This is a genomic window from Robertmurraya mangrovi (assembly GCF_034427655.1).
Lineage (GTDB): Bacteria > Bacillota > Bacilli > Bacillales > Cytobacillaceae > Robertmurraya_A > Robertmurraya_A mangrovi.
The window spans coordinates 45,898-70,154 of sequence record NZ_JAXOFX010000010.1; the positions used below are offsets into that span (position 1 = coordinate 45,898).

The window sequence follows — 24,257 nt, forward strand, 5'->3', positions numbered from 1 at the left end:
ATGGAGTAAGCGTTTTCAAAACAAAATAGTTCTCTTGCTGTTTAGATATATAAAAAAATAGTACGCCATCATTAGCGTACTATTTTTATACATTTACGAAACCGTTACACCTGTGTCATAAGCATAAATTAGCTCTTCAACAAAGTGCTTTACCGTTTCCCCTGTATCCTTGAATCCAACTGCCTCATATAAGCTTTTCGCCTTAATATTTTCAGGATGGAAGGTTAATAGGATTTTCTCACACTGGAATCGGTCTACCATATCTTTTAGGACCAACTCTAGAGATTGCTTTCCATAGCCCTTTCCTTGGAATTTGAAATCAATCATGATTCTACCAACCTCATAACCTTTCAATTCCTCTGAGTATCCATACATTGTAAAACCTACTAAAGTTTCGTTGTCATAAATTGCTTTCGTTACCCATCCACCTTCTATACTTGCTTGAGTAAGCGAAAAACAGTTTGAAGCAATATCTTTTTCAAAAATTTTATTTTTTTGGTCTTCTCTACTTCTTAGTAAAACAACATCAAACCAGTTTTCTTTTGTAATATCTTTAAGTGTAATCATTTCTATACCTCCAATGAATATAAAAATATTTTATCATTGGAGGTTAGTAAAAAACTACTAAAATATTCCTTTATTTTTCCACTGAGTTAATTGATCTTCTGACGCTCCTAATATAGAAGTTAAAATTTCTTCTGAATGTTCTCCCTTTTCTGGTGGAAGATTAGATAATGGAAGTTCAAAACCACTATACATTTTTACTTGACGGTCTCCATTGCCATTTTCAAATAAATGACTCATAAACATCGGAAATTCTTTTAATTCGTTCGTTTCTAACACAGGGGCTAAACAACAATCTACTTTCATACTAAAATCAATCCATTCAGACAGTGTTTTACTCTTAAAAAGTGACTTAACTTCCTCATAAATGGAGGTGCTTTCCTCCGTTTTTGAAAAATGGTGTTCGATCAAGTCTTCGCGCTCGACCGCTAGGCAGAAATAAGTCCAAAACTTTTTCTCTAAAGCTCCAAGACTCACATAGCGGTTATCCGATGTTTCATACAGCCCATAGCAGACAACTTCACCATTAAGAACAGATACGCCTGAAGGGTAACCGGTTGCTTGCTCATAGAGGAGGTGGTTCCCCATTAACGAAACCATTACATCTGCAATAGAAATACAGTGGTAACTTCCTTCTCCAGTTTTACCTCTTGAAACGAGCCCTGCTAAAATTTTTTCACTTGCAGCAATCCCTCCATAAAAATCTGCTAGAGTAATAGAGGGATGGACGGGTCTTCCGTTCATGTCCTTCAACTGAGCTAAAACACCACTTACCGCCATATAGTTTAGGTCATGACTGCCAAGCTTGTTTTCATTCCCGTATCCCGTTATGGAACAATAAACGATGTTCGGATTGACTTCCTTTGCTTCGTGAAACCCAAGTCCTAGTTTTGACATGACGCCAGGTCGGAAACTTTCTAGAACCACATCCGCTTTAGAAATGAGTTGAAGTGCTATATCCTTCCCCTCTGGTTCCTTCAAATTCAGCGTAATACTTTTTTTATTGCGGTTATTAGCTAAATAAACTAAACCCGTTCCATTTTTTTTCGCTCCAGTTACTCGTGCTGGGTCTCCTTCTAATGGTTCCACTTTTATGACCTCCGCACCTAAGTCTGCTAATCTCATTGAAGCGAACGGACCTGGTAAATAGTTTGAGAAATCTATAATTCTTATACCGTTTAACATGGGAGAATCCTTTCCTTAAGCAGTATGATTTTTGGATGATAGTTATTTATCCCTCATTACTAAAGAGCTCTTCCAACTGCTTTCTCAGCATAAATTTCTGTATTTTACCACTCGCATTTCTTGGGAGAACATCGCAGAATACATATTTTCTTGGACGCTTATAGTTAGCGAGGTTTTCGCTATTTAAACACCATTGGTCGAGGTCTTTTTCAGTTAATGCTGGATCTTTTTTAACAACAAAGGCTGTTACGGTTTCTCCCCAGCGATCATCTGGTTGACCTACGATAGCAACATCAAGCACGCCACCTTGTTCATATAAAACATCTTCTACTTCACGAGGATAAATATTTTCGCCTCCGCTAATAATCATATCGTCTACCCGGTCCTTCACCCATAAGTAGCCTTCGTCGTCTAAATAACCAATATCTCCAGAGTGGTACCAACCTTTATACATGGCATGACTTGTTGCTTCCTCGCGGTTATAGTAGCCACTCATCATACAAGGACCTTTTACAATGATTTCTCCTGTCTCACCTGCTGGGACAACATCATCTGGATCTGATGGTCCATCTTCTTTAGGCATTACGATACGGATTTCGTGATTTAAACACGCTTGCCCAGCAGACCCTGCTTTTCTAATCTGATCGTCTTCTCCTAAGAAAGTAATGGCTGGACCCATTTCTGTCATACCATATGCCTGGACGAGCTTTACTCCAAGTTTTTCATGACAAGCAAATACGAGAGCTGGAGCCATTGGAGCAGCACCATATAAACCAAGCTTTAAGCTATCTAAGTTATAAGCTTCCAAGTTTTCTTGTAAAAGCATGTTCCACATCGTTGGAGCAGCAAAGAATTTTGTAATACCCTCTTGATCGATTAATGTGAGTACAGACTTTGGATCAAAATGATGCAAAATCGTATTCCTTGCACCAACATGGACTCTAGGAAGGAATGCACAGTGAAGCTCAGCGCAATGAAACATAGGTGCCGTTACAAGTCCGTTGTCCGATGGCTCAAGCTTGGTGGCAGCAAGGGTAATTAAGCTTTGTTCCACCATTTCTCTATGACGATGAATGACACCCTTTGGTCTACCCGTCGTTCCACTCGTGTACATAATCGCGTAAACATCATTTTCTTCTAGCTCCTCCACAATCTCTTTCATTGATGCAGCATTCACTTTATCATGATAACTTTGAGCAAAAGGTGGAGTGTCACCGTCAATCATCCAAAAAGAAATGAGAGGAAAGCGGCTAGCGATCGGTTCCACACCAGAAAGGAGCATCTGTTCCACAAGCACCACTTTCGGCTCAGCATCCTTTAAGATATAAGCGACTTCCTCTGACATCAAACGGAAGTTAATCGGATTGAAAATGGCCCCAATCTTCGTACAAGCAAAAAAGGCTGTAGCCAGTTCTTCCGTATTAAATAGATAAGTAGAAACACGATCCCCTTTTCTAACTCCTTCAGCTAGAAGAGCATTCGCCAACTTGTTGACTTCAAGGCTCCACTCTTTATACGTGTAGCGGAGATTTTTACGAACATCATAAAGTGCTTCTTTATTAGGAAACTTATTTACCGTTAAGTCAAAGATTTTTCCAATCGTTATTGACATAAAAATCCCTCCATTTAATAAGTCCTAAAGCTATTTAAGAAGTGCTTATCTATTTCTATAAAAATCTTATGATTCTATTCTCTCAATAATGGTCGCATTCGCCATTCCGTGCCCCTCACACATCGTTTGTAAACCGTAACGTCCACCTGTACGTTCTAACTCATGCATCATGGACACCATCAAACGTGCGCCGCTTCCCCCTAATGGGTGTCCAAGGGCAATCGCTCCGCCATTTGGATTTAACTTTGATGGATCAGCACCCATTTCTTTTAACCAAGCTAGTGGTACCGGTGCGAAGGCTTCATTCACTTCGAAAACATCGATATCGTGAATACTTAACCCTGATTTTCTCAAGGCTTTTTCCGTTGCTGGGATGGGACCTGTTAGCATTAGTGTTGGATCTGAGCCTACAACTACACGAGTTAAAACGCGGAACCTTGGTTTTAGCCCTAATTCCTCGGCTTTCTCACGGGACATAAGTAATAACGCCGCTGCTCCATCACTAATTTGACTAGCATTTCCTGCATGAATGACACCATCTTCTTTAAAAACGGTCTTTAAAGTGCCTAATGCTTCTACTGAAGTTTCTTTACGAGGACCAGAATCCTCTGATACTACGACCTTCTCACCATCTGACAATGTCACTTCAATCGGTGTAATTTCTCTAGTAAAATAACCCTCCGATTGAGCCTTTAATGCTTTTTGATGACTTTCAAAAGAAAACTGATCTAGTTCTTCTCGAGTAAAACCATATTTTTCTGCAATTCGTTCAGCGGAAAGTCCTTGGTGAATGATTTCGTGTTGGCTTCTTAACCGGTCGCTAAAACCGGCTCCATTATAACTAGAGCCGATGGGAATGCGTGACATACTTTCCACTCCACCAGCAATAACAATATCCATATCTCCTGATAGAATAGCTTGAGCGGCAAAGTGAACTGCTTGTTGACTGGAACCACATTGGCGGTCAATCGTGACACCTGGAACTTCAATTGGGAAACCAGCAATAAGCGAAGCCACTCTAGCAATATCTCCCGTTTGCTCTCCAATTTGAGAGACACAACCTAAAATAACATCATCAATCAGTTCAGGACTCACGCCCGCACGATTGACTAAAGCTTTTAATACTTCTCCTGCTATATCATCAGGTCGAATGTCTTTTAATAGTCCATTTTTTCTACCAACAGGTGACCTTACTCCTTCTACAATCACTACTTCACGCATGTATCTTTACACTCCCTATAAACCTAGATTTTTTGCAATAATCGATTTCATAATTTCATTCGTACCAGCGTAAATGGCGGCTACTGGGATATCTCGGTACCTTCTTGCAATCTCGTATTCTTCCATATATCCATACCCTCCATGCAGCTGCATACATTCCCCAGCAACTTTTTTCGCTATATCCGTTAACTTCCATTTAGCCATCGACACTTTTGTGACAATGTTCTTCCCGTTTAAATGATCAGCAATTAGAGAATCTAGAAACGCTCTTCCCATCTCAATATCTGTCGCCATTTCAGCAATTTTGAATTGAGTATTTTGAAATTGACTAATGGACTTTCCGAATGCCTCGCGACTTTTAACATAATCGATCGTCATTCTCAACATTTCTTCAGAAGCAATTTGGGCAGCAATCGCAACAACTAAACGCTCCTGCTGTAATTTTTCCATTAAGTATTGAAAGCCTTTTCCTTCTTCTCCGAGTAGATTTTCTTTCGGCACCTTACAGTCTTCAAAAATTAACTCTGCGGTGTCCTGGCAATGAACGCCGACCTTATTCAGCTTTCTTCCCCTTGAAAAGCCCGGTGCATCTCTCTCAATGACAAGAAGACTCACACCTTTATGCTTAGGTACGGCATTCGGATTTGTTTTACAAGCGACAATGATCAAATCCGATTGAATACCATTGGTGATGAATGTTTTCTGACCGTTAACAATGTAGTGATCGCCTTCTAGTCTTGCAGTCGTTTGGATATTGGCTAAATCAGACCCTGCTCCAGGTTCTGTCATGGCAATAGCTGTGATCGTTTCTCCTGTTGTACACCGTGGGAGCCATTTTTCTTTCTGCTCATCCGTTCCATAGGCCGTAATATATGGAACGACAATGTCGTTATGAAGTCCAATTCCAACAAGTCCCGTTCCAACTCGCTCAAGTTCCTCATTGATAATGACAGAAAATCCCCAATCGACTCCGCTTCCGCCGTACTTTTCGTCAATATCAGGACATAGAAACCCTTGTTCCCCCATCTTCTCCCAGAAGGAGCGAGGAATCATCCTCTCCTCCTCCCATTGTTCATAAAAAGGATACGCCACTTTATCTAAAAATTTTCTTAATGATTTTCTAAAAATCTCGTGTTCTTCTTTTAAGTATGGATGACTCATATGAACTCCCCTATCTATGTGAACTCTATGCTTTTACTTCATTTAACTTTTGTCGAAGTTGATATTTTAATATTTTTCCAGAAGCATTTCGTGGTAACTGTGCTTCGATAAAGATTTTTCTTGGTACTTTATAACCGGCTAGTTTTTGACGACAGAATGCTTTTAATTCATCCTCGTCAATCGTTTGACCTTCTTTTGGAACGACCACTGCACATACTGCTTCACCCCATACTTCATCTGGTAAACCAATGATGGCTGCCTCGAGTACTTGTGGATGTTCATAAAGAATCTCTTCAACCTCAATGGAATAGACATTCTCCCCACCGGAAATAATCATATCCTTTTTACGATCCACAAGAGTGATGTAGCCTTCTTCATCTATCGTTGCTAAATCACCTGTGTACAACCACCCGTTCTTTAATGTTTTCTTCGTTTCTTCCGGTTTTTCGTAGTACTCCTTCATAATCGATTCACCCTGTAAAATAAACTCACCAACGGAGCCAGGCTGAATATCTTGCCCCTCTTCATTCACTACTCTTGCTTCCGTTAAGAAAGCGGCCTTTCCACCTTTTCCAAGATGGTTTTTGTGCCCTTCTGGATCAAGTAATATCCCACCTGGTCCCGCTTCGGTTAGTCCACACAGGTTATAAAATTGGTCCGTTTTAAATAAAGCCATACTCTTTTTTACTAGTTCAGGCGGCATTGGAGCTGCACCATATCCACAACGAACAATGGAAGATAAGTCATAATCACCTGCATTTGGAACTTGGAGCATGAAATTAAACATGGCCGGTACACCGAAGAAATGAGTAATCTTGTGTTCTTGAATAGCTTGTAGAGTTTTTACTGGGTGAAAGTCACGATGAATGATATGAGTCGCACCTAGTACAACACCTGAAATTAAAAATAAATTTAATTGGGCTGAATGGAATAATGGTGCAATGTGAAGAAAGCGCTCCTTCGTTCCAATTCCCATACTAATCATCATCGTTAAGCCAACTTTAAAAATTCTTTCATGGTCAAATAGGGCACCTTTAGGACGGCCGGTTGTTCCTGACGTGTACAAGATTTCTAAATCATCTGTATCCAACACATTTATTTCAGGATCTGAAGTCTTTTCCGTTCGAATCTCGTTATAAGGACGGTTCTCAGCCGATTGTGGTTGACCAATTATAATGACTTGTTTCACTTCTGTATCTTTTTTCGCTGCATCCATTGTTTGTTCAAATTCCGTATCACAAAATACGACCTTTGTATGTGATTGCTGTAGAATGTAGTGTACCTCTAAGGAAGTTAAGCGGAAATTGACTGGAACGACAACAGCCCCAATTTTAGCGGCTGCAAAAAAGGTAAACACAAAGTGGTCCGAGTTTTTCATCATTAAGGCTACTTTTTCTCCTTTTTTGACACCTAGCTCTAGTAGACCATGTGCTAATCGATTGACCTCTTCATTAAATTGTTGATACGTGTAGGTCCTGCCTTCACATTCAATCGCGAGCTTGTTTGCAAATTTCCTAGCATTTTGAGCTAAATATCCACCAATGTTCATGTTTCCTTCCCCCTTAAATCTTTTATATATTTCTTCATAAGCTTATATTGCAAGAATTGTGCCAATTTTCAAATACTATTACAAATTGATTTATTGACTTCAACACAAAAAAAGTGTCCAGTAATTGAACACTTTTCTTCTACAGTTTTACAGCCTGTGAGTTTTTATTACCCATCAAACTTTCAATTGATATTTTTTAATTTTTTCATATAAGCCTGAACGACTAATCCCTAAAATTCTAGCCGCTTTTGCTTTATTACCGTTCGTTTGATCAATGACCTTTAAAATTGTTTGAATTTCTAACTCCTCTACTAAGTTGACATTTCTTGAAGGTGTATGTTGAGCGCTGGACACTTTTTTAATCATGTAATCTGGTAAGTCATCAAGCTGTATTCTTCCATGCTCGGCAAATGTCATGGCCCTTTCCATGACATTTCGCAACTCACGAACATTCCCTGGCCAATCATAGTTTAATAAACAATCTTTTGCGGATAGGTCAATCCCTGTGATACTTGTTCCTAACACATTATTTAAATCTACTAACAGATGTTCTAATAAGTGTTCCACATCAGACATTCGATTCCTAAGAGGAGGAATGTTTAGTGAAATAACATTGAGTCGGTAGTAGAGATCTTCTCTGAATTGCCCTTCCTCTACCATTTCCTCTAAGGGACGATTCGTCGCAGCGATGATTCGGACATCCACTTGTATTTTCTTTGTCCCACCTACACGGTAAAACTCTCTTTCCTGTAGTACTCTCAATAGCTTTGCTTGTAACGATAGGGACATGTCTCCTATTTCATCAAGGAAAAGTGTTCCCCCGTTCGCTAAATCAAATTTTCCAATTTTCCCTCTTTGTTTTGCTCCAGTAAATGCCCCTTCTTCATAACCAAAAAACTCCGATTCTAGCAAATCCTCTGGAATGGCAGCACAATTTACAATGACAAATTTCCCTTCTCTTCTGGCACTGCTATTATGGATGGCGTGGGCAAATAATTCTTTTCCTGTCCCACTTTCTCCTCTGATTAAAACGGTAGAGCGACCCTTTGCAGCTTTTGCCGCACTCTTTTTCAACTTTTCCATATAGGGGTCTGTGCTTAAAATATGATCCCAAGTAAAACGAGCCAATTCTGCCTTTTCATACTGGCTATGATAATAGTTTGCTTTATTTTCTGCTCTTTGTAGTTTTTTGAACAGTTCACTAACCTCATTTAGTTGTCGATAAACAACCTTCGCAATAACACCAATACATTTACCGTCTTGTAAAATGGGTAATTTATGTACGATATACTTGATTCCGTTAATCTCAAGAAACTCACTAATTTCCGCCGTCTCCGATTTAAAAATGGGTGTCAAATTAAATTGTGGGAAAACATTCTCTACCGGTTTATAGATGACATCCTCCTTTTGGAGATTAAACAATTCTAAAAGTGATGGACTTACCATTTGAACCTTGGTTTTATCATCCGTCATTAATATTCCATCATAAGCGGAATCAATGGCTGTTTCTAATGTCGACTTTAAGTTTTTAACACTTTCTAACTCTTGTGCTAATGTTTCAATTTCTGTTAAATGTTGAAAAAGGATAATATAGCCTTTTTTCTTTTTGGCCGTTTGATAGGGAGAGAAATGTAAAATGAACTTCGTATGATTAATTTCTAACTGAATAATTTGATTGGAATTTACCTTTCCCTTTAACCCTGGGAATACATTTAAGAGACATTGATTATGAAGTACTTGGGGTGCTTGATCAATCAATGAACAAACACGCTCGTTAACATAAAGGATATGAGAACGTTCGTCTGTCATCATGACACCCATATTGGTATGTTGGAGAATGGTTTCAAGCTGTGTTCGTAAAGAGTTAGATGAGTTTAACAGAGACAAGACCATATCTGTTTTAGTAAATAGCCCGATCACTTTTCGTTTTTCATCTACAACAATCCCTGTACCCACTTCACTCTGTTGAACTACTCTTTCAACTTCATTAAATGTAGTGTTGCTATAAATGGTTTTTGCCTCACGTTTTATGTATGAATGAATGGAAGTGGTTAACGGTTTTTCATCCAGAATCATTTGGAATAAGCCGCTTCTCGTAAAAACACCCGTACATTCTCCCTCTAAATTGGTCACCGGTATTGTATTCCACTTCTTTTTTTGCATGAGCTGAACAATCTCTTGTAAAGTTGTATCTTCTGTCACCACACAATCTACAGGTGAAATCATATCCTTAAATTCAATCATATGTACTTCCCCTTTTTTAGTTCTTTTCACTATTGTAACGGAAAGTTATGATTATTATTAGAATATTTTAAATTTACTTTAAGATTGTATTAATAATAGGCTATTTTTAAAAAAATTGTGCATATAATTTGCCCGTTCCTTTCCGCTCCAGGCACTTGCTTTCCGCGGGGAGGAAGTCGAGCCTCCTCGCCGTCCCGTCTGTGGGGTCTCGACCTTTCCTCTATATCCCGCTGGAGTCAAGTGCCTTCCGCTACAATCCACTAAGTGACTCTATACGAAATAGAAAAGGAAGTGAGAAAAATAAATCATTTTCTACACTTCCTTTATTTTAGCATCTTCTCGGAAAGCCCCTCAAAACACTTCTATTTCGGTTGCATTCTGATCGCTCCGTCTAAACGGATCGTTTCACCGTTTAACATTGGATTTTCAATAATACTTTGAACGAGTCGAGCGTATTCTTGTGGGTAGCCAAGTCTTGAAGGAAAAGGTACCATGGCCCCGAGAGAGTCACGAGCTTCTTCAGGCAGTGAATCAAACATTGGTGTATGAAAGAGTCCTGGAGCGATGGTCATTACACGGATTCCTGACGTGGCGAGTTCTCTAGCCAGTGGAAGGGTCATACTGACTACTCCACCTTTAGAGGCACTATAGGCTACTTGACCAATTTGACCTTCATAGGCAGCAACAGAAGCGGTACTGATGATTACCCCTCTCTCGCCTTCTTCATTTGGAGTATTTTGTACCATGGCCTCCGCGGCTAAACGAATGACATTAAATGTTCCAATTAGATTAATCGAGATTACTTTAGAAAAGGTCTCTAGATTGTGTACACCTTTTCTACTTAGAAGTTTTCCGGCCACACCAATGCCTGCACAGTTGACTACCGCATTAATCTGTCCAAACTGTTCAATCCCTCTTCTGATCGCTTCTCTCACTTCTTTTTCACTCGTTACATCCGTCTTTACAAAAACAACACTAGAACCTAATTCTTCTTCTAGGTGTATTCCTCTCTCTACAGACAAATCTAAAATGACTGCCTTTCCCCCATTTGCAACAATATTTCTTACCGTTGCTTCTCCAAGACCCGATGCTCCACCTGTTACGACAGCTATACATTCTTTAGTGTTCATAAATAAACCTCCAAATAAGTTTAATTGTTAGTTAGCTAATTAACTTATTTGCAAGTTCCATGCCAATCTACCAATATGGTAAATAGGTATACCTTAACAATAGAAGTGTCTATTTTTTGGTCACTTTTTAAATCAGTTATGGACAGTTTATTTAAAGGTAGTCTCGTTAGTTGTTGGTTTAGTTTTGAAGAATAGACTTACCTAAAAACTCTTCCATTTGTTTAATATGCTGCACATCATGATCAACGAATTCACGAATTAAATAATGAAGCGAATATCTTGTTCCCGTATGAGGACAATGAGTGGTACCTTGAACTAAAATTGGTTCTTCTAGGTTCTCTACTTTCATTAGCTCATCAATCAATTGATTTCTTTTATCAATCGTCATTTGTAGTAGTTCTTCAAGACTGATTGTTTTAGAGAATTTTTCAGAATCGAAGTTATATTCACTGTGAGAAGGAAAGTCCACTCTCTTATCTACTTTTGCAGTTGCTAAAGCGGTTTCAAGTAAGAACACATCCCATCTATATAGATGGGCAACTACTTCTTTAATGGACCATTTCCCCTCGGATAAAGGCTGTTCTAACTTCGTTTCATCTAAGCCTTTTAATCGTTCGATAAATGTATTTAGATTTTGAAATTCAGATAATAGTTGATTCATAGTGAACCTCCAAATATTGGTTTATTACCCTAATATTACAATAGGAACATATGTTTGTAAACAGAAAAATAATCACTTAGATTAATAACGTAACTAGAACGGCAATCAGTAAAGCACTAATACAAAGCATATAAAGATTCTTTAAGGATAATTTGAAATAATGTAAAAGTTGAATGGAAATGAACGTAGCAAAGATGGAAGTCCATTCATACCCTCTTACAACCTCATAAAGGATCCAATACACAATCCAAGAAATGGAGAGGGAAAATATCAGTTCAGAAAGCATCGTTTTCATGATTAGTAAATTTTTTTTGTTTTGTTCAGGTGTATTCATCATTGCCTCCGATTCTTATTAGTAAATATCTAAAATTTTCCTATATATAATATAATGTAAATCGTTCTCACCCATATATAGTAAATAATAACCATTAGAAAAAGAGCTAGACGTGAACAAGCTAACAGGAATAGATATCCTCAAACCGATATTAATATAGTTTTTTAAAGTAAAAAAATACAACGATTTCCCGTAGCAAATCGTTGTCATCTTGTTAGTTTTCTCTATTTCTTAATGCTTCCCTGTCCACATTTTGCGGTGGTTGTTCTAACCATCTATTTTCAATCATTAATTTAACACCATCATTTGCGAATTGAAGAATTTCTGAAACAAGTCTTGTGTAGTGGCCACCTAAATCTTTTCTTAGACTCGCACCTATTGCGGCCCCATAACCAGCGACACTAATAGCAGATAAGCTGTTTGTTTGAAACATTATTAACTTATCTGAATATGGTGGGTCTATTGATTCGGAAACCGTGGAGTCCCAAGTGGTTGGTAAAGGAACACCATCCTCAACTAAAATGTTTCTAAAGACTGTTTCATGTTTTGCAGCTATTTCTATACCTCTCTCCATAAATTTTCGTACATCAGGCGACTGAGCAGCTTGGGAAAATCCAACCAAGAATGTTCTACCGATAGAATTGGTTTCTGAATTTTTTGAGATGTGAGCTAACTCAATAGCAGTTAAGGGGCGATGTTTGCCAACTAAACCTGACAAGAATGACTCACTCTGAAGATACTCTGCCTTTTCCATAGGAGGGATTGTGGGTGAACGTACAAAAACCCCTTTTTTCAATAGTAAGTCACAAGAATCATTGTAAAGCTTCATAAACATTTGGGAAGTTGTTGAAAAAAATACCCTTACATCGTTTCTAGCCAATACCTCGAGAAATGCAGCCGAAGCAGCAGTGCCTACAGAGGCCATGTATTTTATGTAACGCATAGTAAACAGATCTGAATATATACGTCCAGCTTTTAGATTGACATCTTCTTGTGTAAATCCAATTGGAACCGCATGATTCTCCTTTTCAAATATTTGTTTGACTTCAGTTATAACATACTGACAAGTTGTTAAAGCAGTTTTAATAAGATCTGTACAATCCGGGTCTTCATTCACTTCTGCAAAGTGCCTAATAACACAATACGTCATTGAATTCTGCATATAGGCATTCCACAGCGCTGCTACCTCTGAGGATATAAGTCTTGGGGTATGTTCCATTTTCACTTATAGCTCCTTTGTTTTTTACTTAGTATGAGCAATAGGTGTATGGATATATTCTCGTCAGCAACAGTCAAAAATGTATAATAGATTCCTCTATAAAACAAAACCATAGGAAACCTAATTCCTATGGCAATAAAAATAACTCTCATTTACTTTTTTTAAGTTAGTATTCATCAAACACTTTGATGACTTTTCCGACCACCCACCGTTAACCATTCATGCTGACGCGATCGAAGCTCGAATAAGGTTAATGGATCTTGGAACGTTTCAGGGTTTGCTCGCATTTTACTTAAAGTATCTTTATTTTCACTAATTTTTCGTTCTGTATCAGCAAGAACATTTTTCAATTCACTATGGGAGGATAGGAAGAACATTTTAATGTCCCGCTCTAACGCACTTTCGAAAAGTTCAAACTGCATTAAGAATTTATTATTAATCGTATCTACTATATCCTTATAATCTTCATTTTCAACTAATTTCTTATATTGATTGTAAAGCATCGTTTTGTTTTGAATAGCCCCAAATAGTTTCCCGGCACTCTTAAGTAAGAACTGCGCAGGCGTATTTCTTAGGAAAATATTCATTTTTTCAAGGGGTACACCACTAGTCATGCGAATGGCATCACGGCGCCAATCCTCTACCACTTTAAATTCACAATCTAAATGTATTCGGTCTTCACCATAAATAGTATTGAAGCTTCTACTCATTTCTTCTAAAAACAACTTACTTTGGTTTAGTTCTTCATTCGATAAAGCAATCCACTCTTCAATCGATAGATAAAACTTTGGTAAAATGATTTCTTTTAAGTACGTTTGTAGTTGGTCGTTCATCTCATTGTTTAAGGTGATGTGCATCTTAGAGAAATCACTATCTTCATGAATAATTTCCGAGCAGTTTCTTAATAGATTTGGAAGTTCATTTGAAATTTGTTCTTTTACTTCTTCCTTAATAAAACGATAAGCTTTTCGGATTTCATAAATCTTTTCTTTTTCTAAATCGGATAATTGATTAATAGCACCATTAAACTTATTAGAAAGATCTCCATTCCACTCAATAGAATCAAGTAGATGGTTCTCAACGTCCACCCTCATTTTTAATAAGTGCTTGATGACTTCTCTTGTAAAATATAGCAGCTTTTCCGCTCGGTATTCATCCACATACTTAGTCATTAAGTTAGATTCAATGAAGTCTGATAAGTCACTCCACTGCTGATGACTATTATAATGAGTCGAGAAGGCGAACACTTTTGCTCTTGGGAAATGAACATTAATTCTTGCACAAGTTTCATCAATCAAATGAACCATTTCTTGTTCACTATAAGCACTGTCCGTTTTATTGATAAGGAAATGAACATTAATATTTGGATTTAATTGCTTTATTTTTAAAAGGATATCTCGCTCTAGTTCATTAAAAGGTGTGTTTGCGTTTAAAACATATAATAGCTGATTTCCGAGATTAACGTATTTTCGCTCTAGTTCTGTTGGAACGTCATTAAAGCTTGGTAAATCAAACAATGTGAGCTGGTTTGCCTGTAAAAATTCAGAAGGACCACGATTAATAATAAAGGTGTTATCAACATGTTTCTGGCGACGGCGACCTTCTAACAATTGCTGATACAGTTCTGTGACATTGGTAATCGCACTCTTATCGATATCAGACAGCTCTGTTAACACCACTTCTTCGTCGTCCTGGTAAACGACGACTGCAGGTAGACCTTTTTTCAATGCCTGTTCCCCAATTAAGTGATTAATCACTGCATTTTTCTGATTACCCGCAGTGGCTCCTATTAGTAAATGGTTCGTATCCATTTGAATCGTTTCTGAAATCATCCATCTTAGTCTTGGACCAACCTCTAAGTCATGTTGGTCTGCCCACTTAAGTATCGCCTCTAAAAGTTTAATGTTACTTTCCGTACCATTTGTGTGTAGACGCGTATGATGGATACAAGACTCAGCGTAGGAAGTAATTTTAGGGTCAATCGTTGATGAATACATTTCTCCCCAAGCTAACACCGCTGTTGCAGCAAATAATGATTGATCTCTGTCACTCATTTTAACCCAGTTAGTCAGTAATGCTGGCAGTAAATCGACTACCTCTCTTAATAAATACTGACCATTTACTAATTCAAGATATGTTTCTTTATAGACGGAGCTCAAGTCTCTCCAGTAAGTTTCCGCTGAGAGTTCTAGCTCAAGTAACAGGTGATTGATTTCACTGATCCATGATAAATAAGAAACGGTCCCTTTGTAGTTTTGCCAAAGTGCACAAACCATCTTCTCAAAACGCTCAGAATCGACATGAAAAATACTCATTAGTGGCTGGTAAAAGTAATTTGGAAGTAAATCCTGTGTGAGTTTTTGGCTAATATACGTATTTACCACATCAAACCATTCTGGATCCTCAGTACGAATGGCCTCGTTTACAGCTAATTCTATCGCATGAGCCCAATCCTCATGTTCTTCAAAATACATTCTTGCTGCTTCCGTTACATTTGGATAATCTGGATTAGAAGCAACTGCTTTTTTAATTTCCTTAACAGCTAAATCATGTTTTCCACGCTGTATGTATAAAGAGAACAATTGTAAGGAAATTTCTGTGTTTAGCGTTAAGTTATCAGTAGAAATGGAATTATAAAGATCTTCCGCTGTTGAAAGTAAGTCAAGCTCAATGTAGGCATCTGCCATATTCTTTTTCGCCCAAAATTCTAACTCGTTACTCACTTTCTCCCACTTGTGTATGGCTGCTTCAAAATCTTTTGCCTGAAAGTACAGCTCTCCTTGTGCAAAGCGAATGTCTGAAAGCTCGGGAATATCTTTTTTTTGTTCTGTATAAAAGACTTCTCCTAAAGCTAGAAATGGGTTTTTATGATCTTCGTCCAAAAACTTTATATAATACGATTTATTAATTAATTGATCATCAAATGTCATAGGTTCCTCCGGTGTAAAGAGTCTTATTATATTTTATCAAGTTCATTAAATGCGTTTTTAACACAAAATATTCTATCTAGTAAGCTACTCGCTAAAAATTTGTGAATACAAGTAGTTTAGAAAAGAATTCATTTAAGTATTTTAACAAAGTTACTTCTTAATAAAGTTTCAGTTTGCTTTCATTTCTGCAACAAAAAGATTGATTTTGTAATAAAGCTACTAATATTTTCATGTTTACCCATGAGAAATCAGAATTCAGACCATTACCATACCATACGATTGGAAAGCTTGGTTTATGTCGCAAAAAGAAAGAAAATGACGTTTTCCCCGCTAATTCACTTTTCAAGGTCCTTTCGTCTCTATGTGTGTTTTCCCGAAAAAATCGAATTTAATCCCCATCTTTAATTAACAACCTAAATAAAGGAAGTCATTTAGGGAATACTACAAAATATTCATCATGAAAGGTTATTAAGAATAGGAGGGTAAATTAGTGGCAAACAATGAAAATACATTATCCTTTTTTGCTTTAGGCGGTTTAAATGAAGTCGGGAAAAATATGTATGTGGTCCAGTATGAAGACGATATCTTTGTGATTGATTGTGGTGGAAAATTTCCAGATGAATCTTTATTAGGAATTGATTTAATTATCCCAGATATGACGTATTTGGAAGAAAATCGCAATAAAATTCGTGCACTCATTGTTACACACGGACATGAGGATCACATTGGCGGAATCCCTTATTTTTTAAAAAAATTGAATGTCCCTATATATGCAACAAGATTTACACTCGGACTAATTGAATTAAAATTAGACGAACATCGCCTTAGAGGGGATACAAAACTAGTAACGATAGACTCAGAATCTAAGCTTGAGTTCGGTGAAACAAGCGTTTCATTTTTCAAAGTTAGTCACAGTATTCCTGACTGTCTAGGCATTGTTTTTCACACTCCTGAAGGAAATGTCGTCCATACGGGGGACTTTAAATTCGATTTAACACCTGCCAACAACCAATATTCAGATATACATAAAATGGCTGAAATCGGCAGAAACGGTGTCTTAGCTTTAATATCGGAGAGTACAAATGCTGAACGAAAAGGATTAACTCCATCTGAGCAAATGGTAGGAAACCACATGGATGAAGCCTTTTTAAAAGCGGAAGGAAAAATCTTTGTCTCTACCTTTGCTTCTAATATTAACCGTGTTCAACAAGTCGTCGAGTCGGCAATCAAAACGAATCGGAAGCTTGCCTTGCTTGGACGTAGTATGGTGAACGTAGTTTCTGTTGCTATTGAAAGAGGATATTTGACTCTGCCAGAAGGAATGTTGATCGAGCCTCACGATGTGGACAATTTTGCTGCAAACAAAGTCGCTATTCTCTGTACAGGAAGCCAAGGAGAGCCAATGGCCGCTCTTGCCCGCCTCTCTACTGGAAACTATCGTGATGTAACCGTTTATCCTGGAGATACCGTTATTCTAGCGGCCTCCCCTATTCCTGGAAATGAAAAAGCGGTATCCCGTATCATTGATAATTTGTTCCAGCAAGGAGCAAAAGTCATTTATGGTTCTGGCAGTACTACAGGCATGCATGTTTCTGGACATGGCTATCAAGAAGATTTAAAACTGATGCTAACATTAATGCAACCAACCTATTTTGTTCCTATTCATGGGGAATATCGTATGCTTCATCATCATCGCTTGCTTGCAGAGTCTGTCGGAGTAGAAAAAGGAAATACCTTTATTATGCGAAATGGTGATGTCCTAGATATTAGAAATTCTGTTGCCCGTCAAACGAGAAATATCCCAGCTGGAGACACTTATGTTGACGGGATAAGCGTTGGTGATGTAGGAGCAATCGTGCTCCGCGACCGTAAACAACTTTCTGAAGATGGAATGTTAGTCATTGTTTTAACACTAAGCAAATCAGAGCGTAAAATTATCTCTGGTCCTGACACGATTACGCGTGGGTTTGTGTACGTTCGTGACTCCGAAGACTTATTAAAAGAAGTAAACAACCTAGTGAAGAAAACCATCCATGATCTAAACGAGGAAAATGTCCGTCAGTGGAGTGTCATGAAACAAAACATTAAGAAGTCTGTAGGACAATATTTGTTCCAGCAGACGAAGAGAAAACCGATGATTCTCCCGATTATTATTGAAATTTGATTGATGAGTCAGGTATCCCCCTTGGATACCTGACTTCTCTAAGTAGGTTATTTACCTGATTTTAATGTCTATGATATAAAAGTAAATCCTGAATTTGTGTACACTTCCCAACCTTCGTATTGTAAACTATCATGAAAAAGGTCTACTTGATATCCCTCTTCAAAAATGATACACAAGACATTGACATCACTATAAAACTTAATATCTATGATTTTTTTATAGAGCAGGCTATCTAATACACACGCTACTTCTTCAAGTTTTACCGAGTTGCGTAGATCTGTATAACCTAGTACCGTCTCTCCTGCTCGATGGAGTCTCCATGGGCACTCCACAGTCAGACCACCACTTTCGAATTGCATTTCAAAGGGATAGGGTGTACCAAGCTTGTAACTTAACACTAAATCTCCAATCAGTTCCATTAATTCTTTTGGTATTTGCATACAATTTCTCATCCCTTTTATAAATTTTCAGATATCTATCAAATGATAAGTTTTGATCAAATAAATATGATTTGCCTGCTTATTTTGGAGCCAAACCATATAAAAGGATATTGGTGAATAATCTTGCCTGTTCTTCTGCTCGCTTTTCTATCTGTATTTCAGGCGAACTCGGATCTGAAGGCGGGTATGCTTTAATTAAATTTAGCAAAAGCATCGATAATGAATCAACGGTGGTATGATATTCAGAAGGATGTCTAATCTCCCCTTTATTCATTCCTTTTTCTAATACGGTTGAAATAGGAGTTAAGTAAGCGGCTTGCCACCACTGAAAAATCATTCCTCTATGCTGCTCAGCTAATTCATGGCGAATATCATGTTCCATTTGGCTTAAATCCTTAGGTACATGAAGTAAAAGGTGATACGAAATTTGAAATAAACATTCTTCAAGATCCTCATGATTTGAAATCACTTGATCTAACTGGTTTTTTGTTTCCAATAGCTCGGTTCTAAGAACTTCTAGATAAATGGCTTCTTTATTTTCAAAATAATGATATAGAGTGGGTTGTGTGATTTGACAAGCAGTAGCAATTTTTCTAGTAGAAACGGCTCGATATCCAAGCTCCATAAATAAATCCCGTGAAACTTTAACAATCAAGTGTCTAGTCTCTATTCCATCTCTTCGCTTGTGCCTCATGTTTTCCACTTCCTAAATCATAAATCTATCACTTGATAGAGAATATACAATTTAAAGTATAATATGTCAATTAAATTGAGAAAAAGGTCGAAAATTTACATGATGACTTTAAGTCACTCTACTCCTCCTTTTCCTCTTAATATAGTAAACTACTTATTAGGAAGATTTTTCAAAATCATAAGTGAGAAGAGGGTTTTTATGGAACAAGTAGTGCTTAAACAGCTAGAAATTGTACGACAACTGACGGTCAATGCTGTTAAAGATTTGACTGAGGAAACGGTCGTTAAGATTCCAGAGGGTTTTAACAATCATATTAAGTGGAACCTAGGTCATATTTACTTAGTTCAAGAAAGATTTGCATTCTTCTTTTCAGGGGAACCAATGAATTTACCAGAAAACTTTGATCGCTTATTTGGCAGAGGAACAAAGCCAGCTGATTGGAATGAGGAAGTTCCAACACTAAGTGAATTACTCGTTCTTCTTGAAGAGCAACCAAAGCGTATCCAAGAATCTTTAAAGGGTCGATTAAATGAATCTGTAGAGAGACCTTATACTACAAGCAGTGGAGTCACATTGAGTACGATTGGGGAATTTATTAACTTTTCCCTTTATCATGAAGGTTTACACCTTCATGCTATTAGTACGCTGAAGCGTTTTATTAATCGTTAAATTAGAAGAATCGAGTAAAATTTACTCGATTCTTTTTACTTTATCTTCCAAACCCGCTTGTTTTCTACTCTATCTGTCAATCCCATTGCGTCTAGTCTTTCTAGAAAGGGAATCATGTATTTTCGGGAAAGTCCTAGGATTTCTTTCGCTTGCCCTACTTCGAACTCGGATCCTGTCCCTTGCTTCAGTTGAGTGACTGCGTCAGAAAAAACATTCTCATGGTAGTAGAATTTATCATCCAATGAAACGACCTGGTTGCTTTCTTCTAAAAATCTTTTCAAATCAGGCACAAGGTGATCAGGGATTCCTGCTTTTTTTATATAGTCGGTTAAATATTCTGCCTTTAGTTTATCTTGTTTAAGAGCATCTAGCATATTTTCCGTGCGTTTCTGCCAGCTTTCTGGAACATGTGGTTCAAAATCTCCCGTGGAAACATACTGACCTTTCCTCTTGAATGTTTGTTTTAAAACCGCTTGTTCCACTACATAATCAAGTAGCGATTTTGGATAGTTTTTCTGAAGCGCTTGAAGAAGTTCGGCTTTATTTAATCCTTGTTTCATTGGATATTGATGATGATAGTCTCTCAATCGATCATATAAATCTTCTTCGATTTCTTCCATAACTCTCGTTAATGCGTATTCTTTTCCGTTATATAAATGGAATGGAGCTGCTAACAACTCATCTTTCAGTACTTCTTCCGTTAAGGCTGTTCGTTTCATTAACTCGTCGATGGTCAAACTCTTTCCTTCAACTAATGCTGCGATGATTCGATCAGAAGAAGACCCTTCTTTCTTACTTTCTAAGCTTTCAATCGTTTTCTCACCGAAACGATACTTTTCCCCTTTTGGATCAATGACCCATCCTCCACCAATCGTTTCTTGAGGACTTGGGCGTCTTAAAATAAATCGGTCTCCCCGCTTCGTTACAATTTCCTCATCTAAACGGAGTTGGCAAAGAATCTCGCCATTCTCTTCTTTCAGCTCATTACGGTCAAAAAAGACGATTCTACCCATGACTTCTGCCGTTCCAATATGGCATTTAATCGGCATTCGTTGTTTAATCAAGTATTCAAGATTTTCAACTACACGAATGGCCACATCAATCGTTCTTGTTACGATAAAATGCTCCGAGGAAACTAAGACATCTCCTCTTTCTAGCTCGTCCTTATCCACACCGGCCAAATTAATGGCAGCTCTTTGACCAGCGTAGGCTCTTTCCGCAGGCTGGTGATGGACTTGTAATTGACGGGCTTTTACCGTTAACCCAGTAGGCATGACTTTTAGAGTTTGTCCTTCCTCTACCATTCCTTCATACACGGTACCCCGAACAACCGTCCCTTGACCTTTCACGGTAAATACTTGATCGATTGGCAAACGAAAAGGGCCTTTTGCATCGCGCATATTTTGTTCTTTTAACGTATGTAAAATAAGGGTTTTCAGCTCTTCAATTCCTTTATGCTCAAGACTGTCCACTAAGACGTAAGGGGAATGTTCAAAAACGGTCCCTTTCAATTCTTCAAAGATATCTTCATGTACAAGGTCAATAAATTCTTCATCAACTTTTGAAATCTTCGTGATGGCAACTAAACCTGTTTTTATTCCGAGGAAACCGAGGATTTCCAAATGTTCCTTCGTTTGTGGCATGACCCCTTCATCAGCGGCAACAACTAGAACCACTAAATCAATTCCTGCGACACCGGCAATCATCTGACGGATAAAGCGCTCATGACCTGGAACATCAATGACGGAAACTTGGATTTCGTCGTCATCGTATAAGGGAGCAAACCCTAATTCTATCGAAATTTGTCTTTCTTTTTCTTCTTTTAATCGATCGGTATCTATATTCGTTAATGCTTTCGTTAACGTTGTCTTCCCATGGTCGATATGTCCTGCCATTCCGATCGTAAAATACCTTTTATTCAAAACTGACACCTTCTTCTATGTTTCTCCTCTATCTAATGTAGCTTGAATGTTCATTTTGTTCAAGCTACGTAATGTCAATCTGCCATGAAAGCTCCCACCGCACCACTAAATTCTCCATTCTCTAAAAAGTAGGCAGAGAACCCTAACGCTGTTGTGTAAGATTCAAGAGTTGTTTTTAATAGGGAATTTCCTATTAATGTATTTCCAATATAAACGATTTCGTTCACTTTATGTAATTTTGCTGTTTGCATGGTTAATAAGATTAGGGTCTCGGCCATCAGGTTGCTTAATGCTGCGATGCCATCTTCAGGTTTAATGTCAGCCACTTTCCCGAAATTACTAGCGGTTAAATCTCCATTTATCGGTGGTTCTAGCGGGTGGTAAATATCTTTCACTAGCAAATCCACATTATTTTTATTTCCTAGACTCGAGAGTTGATTTAATTTAAAAAAATCTCGTTCGTTTGAGATTACATTCCCTAATCCAACAAATGTCCCTCCACCCATTCCACTACCTAACACTCTTTCGTAGTGATCTCCATTGATTAAAAACCAAGAGGTACCTGTTCCGATATTAACTAAAAGGAATGGGCCTTTTATAGGAAGTGTGGATTGCTTGTTAAGGAACTGGGCTCCTTCGCATGTGGCTGTAAACTCTGGGATGATACGAGCTTCTGGTAAAAATGTCTGTTGAATAACTCCTGCTTTTCCACCTGTTAATCTCACTTGACTATGTGGAGCGAGAAACTTCAACCACTCGATAGCGGATTCCACTTGTGTGTAGTCATATTTTTTAAAATGAAGCTTTCCCTTTTGCTCATAGCACAATTTGATAAGAGAACCACCTGCGTCGATTCCGATTTTGGATTTTTTCACTGCTTCCGCTCCTTCTAATGTTTTCAAGCACGTTTGCTTCTTAAGCTCTCTCCACTTTAGTTATTCCTCACCTTTCTAATAGTAAGACTCTTGTCTCATTTTCATTCTTTCACGTAACCAAAAAGGAAGGAACATCATAACAAACAAAGTAAAAGCAATTGCTTCTAACGAGAGAATATAATATGGATATGGACCAAGGTAGTCTAATAGAGAAGCGTTTGTAGGCTTTTGTGCGAGAAACATGTAGTTTCCTAGTGTTAATTTATTGGCTAGATAAGCAACCGCTGCTGCAACATTTAAAAATAAAAAAGCTTGCAGTAGTCCTCTCCATGTCGGTTTGTACTTATGAACAAATACATAAAAAAGAGCAACCCAAATGATAAGCATATGAGTAAGGAAAAATTGAATAAATCGAAAATGCGGAAACCCTAAAAAAAGCTCAGGGGTAACTAACGCTTGCAGAGCTCCGGCTATTCCCAAAAAATAGACGATTTGAAAAAGTACTTTTGAGTTCGTTATAAGGAGCACACAACATAAAAGTAAACTGATTGAACAGAGTTGGAGCGGAAGCGTGAATGACAGATCCCAAACTCCTCCCTTGAAAAGCCATATATGATACAAGGCTTCCAAACCGAAAAGCAAAATGAACATCGTATACCGGACGGTTTTTTCATACTTAGATAATGGGGTTCGGTACACGTATATCAGTATGGATATGAGTAGAAATACAGCTAGGGTCACAAGGTGATACAAAGAAAAAATTTCAAATGGGTACGTATCGTATGAATGACCAAATAAGCTCATTGTGTCCCCCTCTCCTTTACAACTTTATTTTTCTATCAGTTGAAAGTGTCTAAATTCTAACCTCTTGGTGGTTTCTAAAGCTATGAAGCTAGGCTCCTGCAGTTCAATTCTTTTTGTAAAAAGGGGTCCGTCATACACGAATGTGTGATATTCCCCCGCTTCCCCCATAGGACATACTTCCGTATTTAGTTGAATTTCTTCAAGGAATTTTTCGTCAAGTGGTTTACCTAACCACGTGTCATCCAATACATCTTCTCGAACACGAATCACGACTGCTTGATAACCAGACTGTACAAACTTTTCTAGAGCAGACAGAGAGTCTTCTTTTTTCATCCAAAGTGGGTAAATGGCTGTTAAGTTGGCCTGGTCTGCTACTTTCTCTCCCCAATCTCTATGTTCATCTAAATATAAATCTCCGTAGGCAATCCCTGTTATACCGTGTGTCTGTTTAAGCTCTTTTAGAGAATCGAAGAAGTTTTCAGTATAACTCTCAAACTGGCATTCTATAAAATGAACGGGAATATTTAAAGACTCTCCTTGTAACTTGATTAATTCCGTTCTCTCACCATGAGCAAAAGTCCTCCCTAACTCCTTTGGTACTGTCGTAACAAGAGAGACCACCTCGTAACCTTGTTCCATAAGTGTATGTAAAGCTAAGCAGCTATCTTTCCCACCGCTCCATGATAAAGCTATTTTTTGAGTCATAATTATGTCATCCTTTTTGTAAGAAAATTTGTACATTTATCATAACATGTTTGGGAGATGATGGTAGATAGGAAGTTTCGTATAAATTGTATTTGCCTACGCAAGTAGAGTTTGGCAATCTTGAATTTGGGCGAGTAAATAGGAGTTTTTTTCAAAAAAAAGGAGGCAAAGTCC

At 37.9% G+C, this 24,257-nt stretch carries 20 protein-coding genes; 2 read left to right on the top strand and 18 right to left on the bottom strand.

The features are described from left to right. Positions 1-93: 93 nt before the first annotated feature. The 12 genes from SM124_RS14920 to SM124_RS14975 all read right to left on the bottom strand — a co-directional run bounded on the left by SM124_RS14920 (position 94) and on the right by SM124_RS14975 (position 15,810). The gene (locus tag SM124_RS14920) at positions 94-567 is read right to left on the bottom strand and encodes a GNAT family N-acetyltransferase (RefSeq protein WP_322447314.1); all 474 of its coding nucleotides are present in this window, start codon (positions 565-567) and stop codon (positions 94-96) included. Between the two features lie 57 nt (positions 568-624). Then, the gene (locus tag SM124_RS14925) at positions 625-1,749 is read right to left on the bottom strand and encodes a CaiB/BaiF CoA transferase family protein (protein ID WP_322447315.1); all 1,125 of its coding nucleotides are present in this window, start codon (positions 1,747-1,749) and stop codon (positions 625-627) included. A 46-nt stretch (positions 1,750-1,795) separates the two neighbouring features. Next, entirely contained in the window at positions 1,796-3,361 is a 1,566-nt protein-coding gene (locus SM124_RS14930) for a fatty acid--CoA ligase (protein WP_322447316.1), read from the bottom strand. Positions 3,362-3,427: 66 nt separating this feature from the next. Beyond that, on the bottom strand, positions 3,428-4,582 hold the full coding sequence (locus SM124_RS14935; RefSeq protein WP_322447317.1) for a thiolase family protein: 1,155 nt from the start codon (positions 4,580-4,582) through the stop codon (positions 3,428-3,430). Between the two features lie 15 nt (positions 4,583-4,597). Next, positions 4,598-5,743, bottom strand: a complete 1,146-nt coding sequence (locus tag SM124_RS14940) for an acyl-CoA dehydrogenase family protein (RefSeq protein WP_322447318.1) — start codon at positions 5,741-5,743, stop codon at positions 4,598-4,600. A 25-nt stretch (positions 5,744-5,768) separates the two neighbouring features. After that, positions 5,769-7,292: a long-chain-fatty-acid--CoA ligase gene (locus SM124_RS14945; protein ID WP_322447319.1), complete on the bottom strand. Its 1,524-nt coding sequence runs from the start codon at positions 7,290-7,292 to the stop codon at positions 5,769-5,771. Between the two features lie 174 nt (positions 7,293-7,466). Beyond that, entirely contained in the window at positions 7,467-9,536 is a 2,070-nt protein-coding gene (locus SM124_RS14950; protein WP_322447320.1) for a sigma 54-interacting transcriptional regulator, read from the bottom strand. 362 nt (positions 9,537-9,898) lie between these two features. Beyond that, a complete protein-coding gene (locus tag SM124_RS14955) occupies positions 9,899-10,666 on the bottom strand; it encodes a 3-hydroxyacyl-CoA dehydrogenase (protein ID WP_322447321.1) in 768 nt (255 codons plus the stop codon). 178 nt (positions 10,667-10,844) lie between these two features. Beyond that, positions 10,845-11,327, bottom strand: coding sequence for a DinB family protein (locus SM124_RS14960; RefSeq protein WP_322447322.1), 483 nt, complete (start codon positions 11,325-11,327; stop codon positions 10,845-10,847). A 76-nt stretch (positions 11,328-11,403) separates the two neighbouring features. Beyond that, on the bottom strand, positions 11,404-11,664 hold the full coding sequence (locus SM124_RS14965; RefSeq protein ID WP_322447323.1) for a hypothetical protein: 261 nt from the start codon (positions 11,662-11,664) through the stop codon (positions 11,404-11,406). 211 nt (positions 11,665-11,875) lie between these two features. Continuing rightward, positions 11,876-12,880: a DUF3231 family protein gene (locus SM124_RS14970; protein WP_322447411.1), complete on the bottom strand. Its 1,005-nt coding sequence runs from the start codon at positions 12,878-12,880 to the stop codon at positions 11,876-11,878. A 176-nt stretch (positions 12,881-13,056) separates the two neighbouring features. Continuing rightward, positions 13,057-15,810 (bottom strand): GTP-binding protein, encoded by a 2,754-nt coding sequence (locus tag SM124_RS14975; RefSeq protein ID WP_322447324.1) that lies wholly within the window; start codon positions 15,808-15,810, stop codon positions 13,057-13,059. Positions 15,811-16,300: 490 nt separating this feature from the next. On the opposite strand from SM124_RS14975, the gene SM124_RS14980 reads away from it, so the two are divergent. After that, positions 16,301-17,974, top strand: a complete 1,674-nt coding sequence (locus SM124_RS14980; protein WP_322447325.1) for a ribonuclease J — start codon at positions 16,301-16,303, stop codon at positions 17,972-17,974. Between the two features lie 68 nt (positions 17,975-18,042). On the opposite strand, the gene SM124_RS14985 is transcribed toward SM124_RS14980, so the two are convergent. Together SM124_RS14985 and SM124_RS14990 are read right to left on the bottom strand one after the other, a co-directional pair. Further along, positions 18,043-18,414, bottom strand: coding sequence for a hypothetical protein (locus tag SM124_RS14985; protein WP_322447326.1), 372 nt, complete (start codon positions 18,412-18,414; stop codon positions 18,043-18,045). 79 nt (positions 18,415-18,493) lie between these two features. Continuing rightward, positions 18,494-19,108, bottom strand: a complete 615-nt coding sequence (locus SM124_RS14990; protein WP_322447327.1) for a TetR/AcrR family transcriptional regulator — start codon at positions 19,106-19,108, stop codon at positions 18,494-18,496. A gap of 198 nt (positions 19,109-19,306) precedes the next feature. On the opposite strand from SM124_RS14990, the gene SM124_RS14995 reads away from it, so the two are divergent. Continuing rightward, on the top strand, positions 19,307-19,777 hold the full coding sequence (locus SM124_RS14995) for a DinB family protein (protein WP_322447328.1): 471 nt from the start codon (positions 19,307-19,309) through the stop codon (positions 19,775-19,777). Positions 19,778-19,812: 35 nt separating this feature from the next. Here the strand turns inward: SM124_RS14995 and selB are convergent, their stop codons facing one another. From selB to SM124_RS15015, 4 genes are all read right to left on the bottom strand, one after another. Continuing rightward, positions 19,813-21,699, bottom strand: coding sequence for a selenocysteine-specific translation elongation factor (gene selB / locus SM124_RS15000; RefSeq protein WP_322447329.1), 1,887 nt, complete (start codon positions 21,697-21,699; stop codon positions 19,813-19,815). Positions 21,700-21,773: 74 nt separating this feature from the next. Further along, the gene (gene coaW, locus SM124_RS15005; RefSeq protein ID WP_322447330.1) at positions 21,774-22,574 is read right to left on the bottom strand and encodes a type II pantothenate kinase; all 801 of its coding nucleotides are present in this window, start codon (positions 22,572-22,574) and stop codon (positions 21,774-21,776) included. A gap of 75 nt (positions 22,575-22,649) precedes the next feature. Beyond that, complete coding sequence (locus tag SM124_RS15010; RefSeq protein ID WP_322447331.1) at positions 22,650-23,378, bottom strand: YwaF family protein; 729 nt, start codon at positions 23,376-23,378, stop codon at positions 22,650-22,652. Positions 23,379-23,402: 24 nt separating this feature from the next. Continuing rightward, positions 23,403-24,083 (bottom strand): Dph6-related ATP pyrophosphatase, encoded by a 681-nt coding sequence (locus SM124_RS15015; protein WP_322447332.1) that lies wholly within the window; start codon positions 24,081-24,083, stop codon positions 23,403-23,405. Between the last annotated feature and the right edge of the window lie 174 nt (positions 24,084-24,257).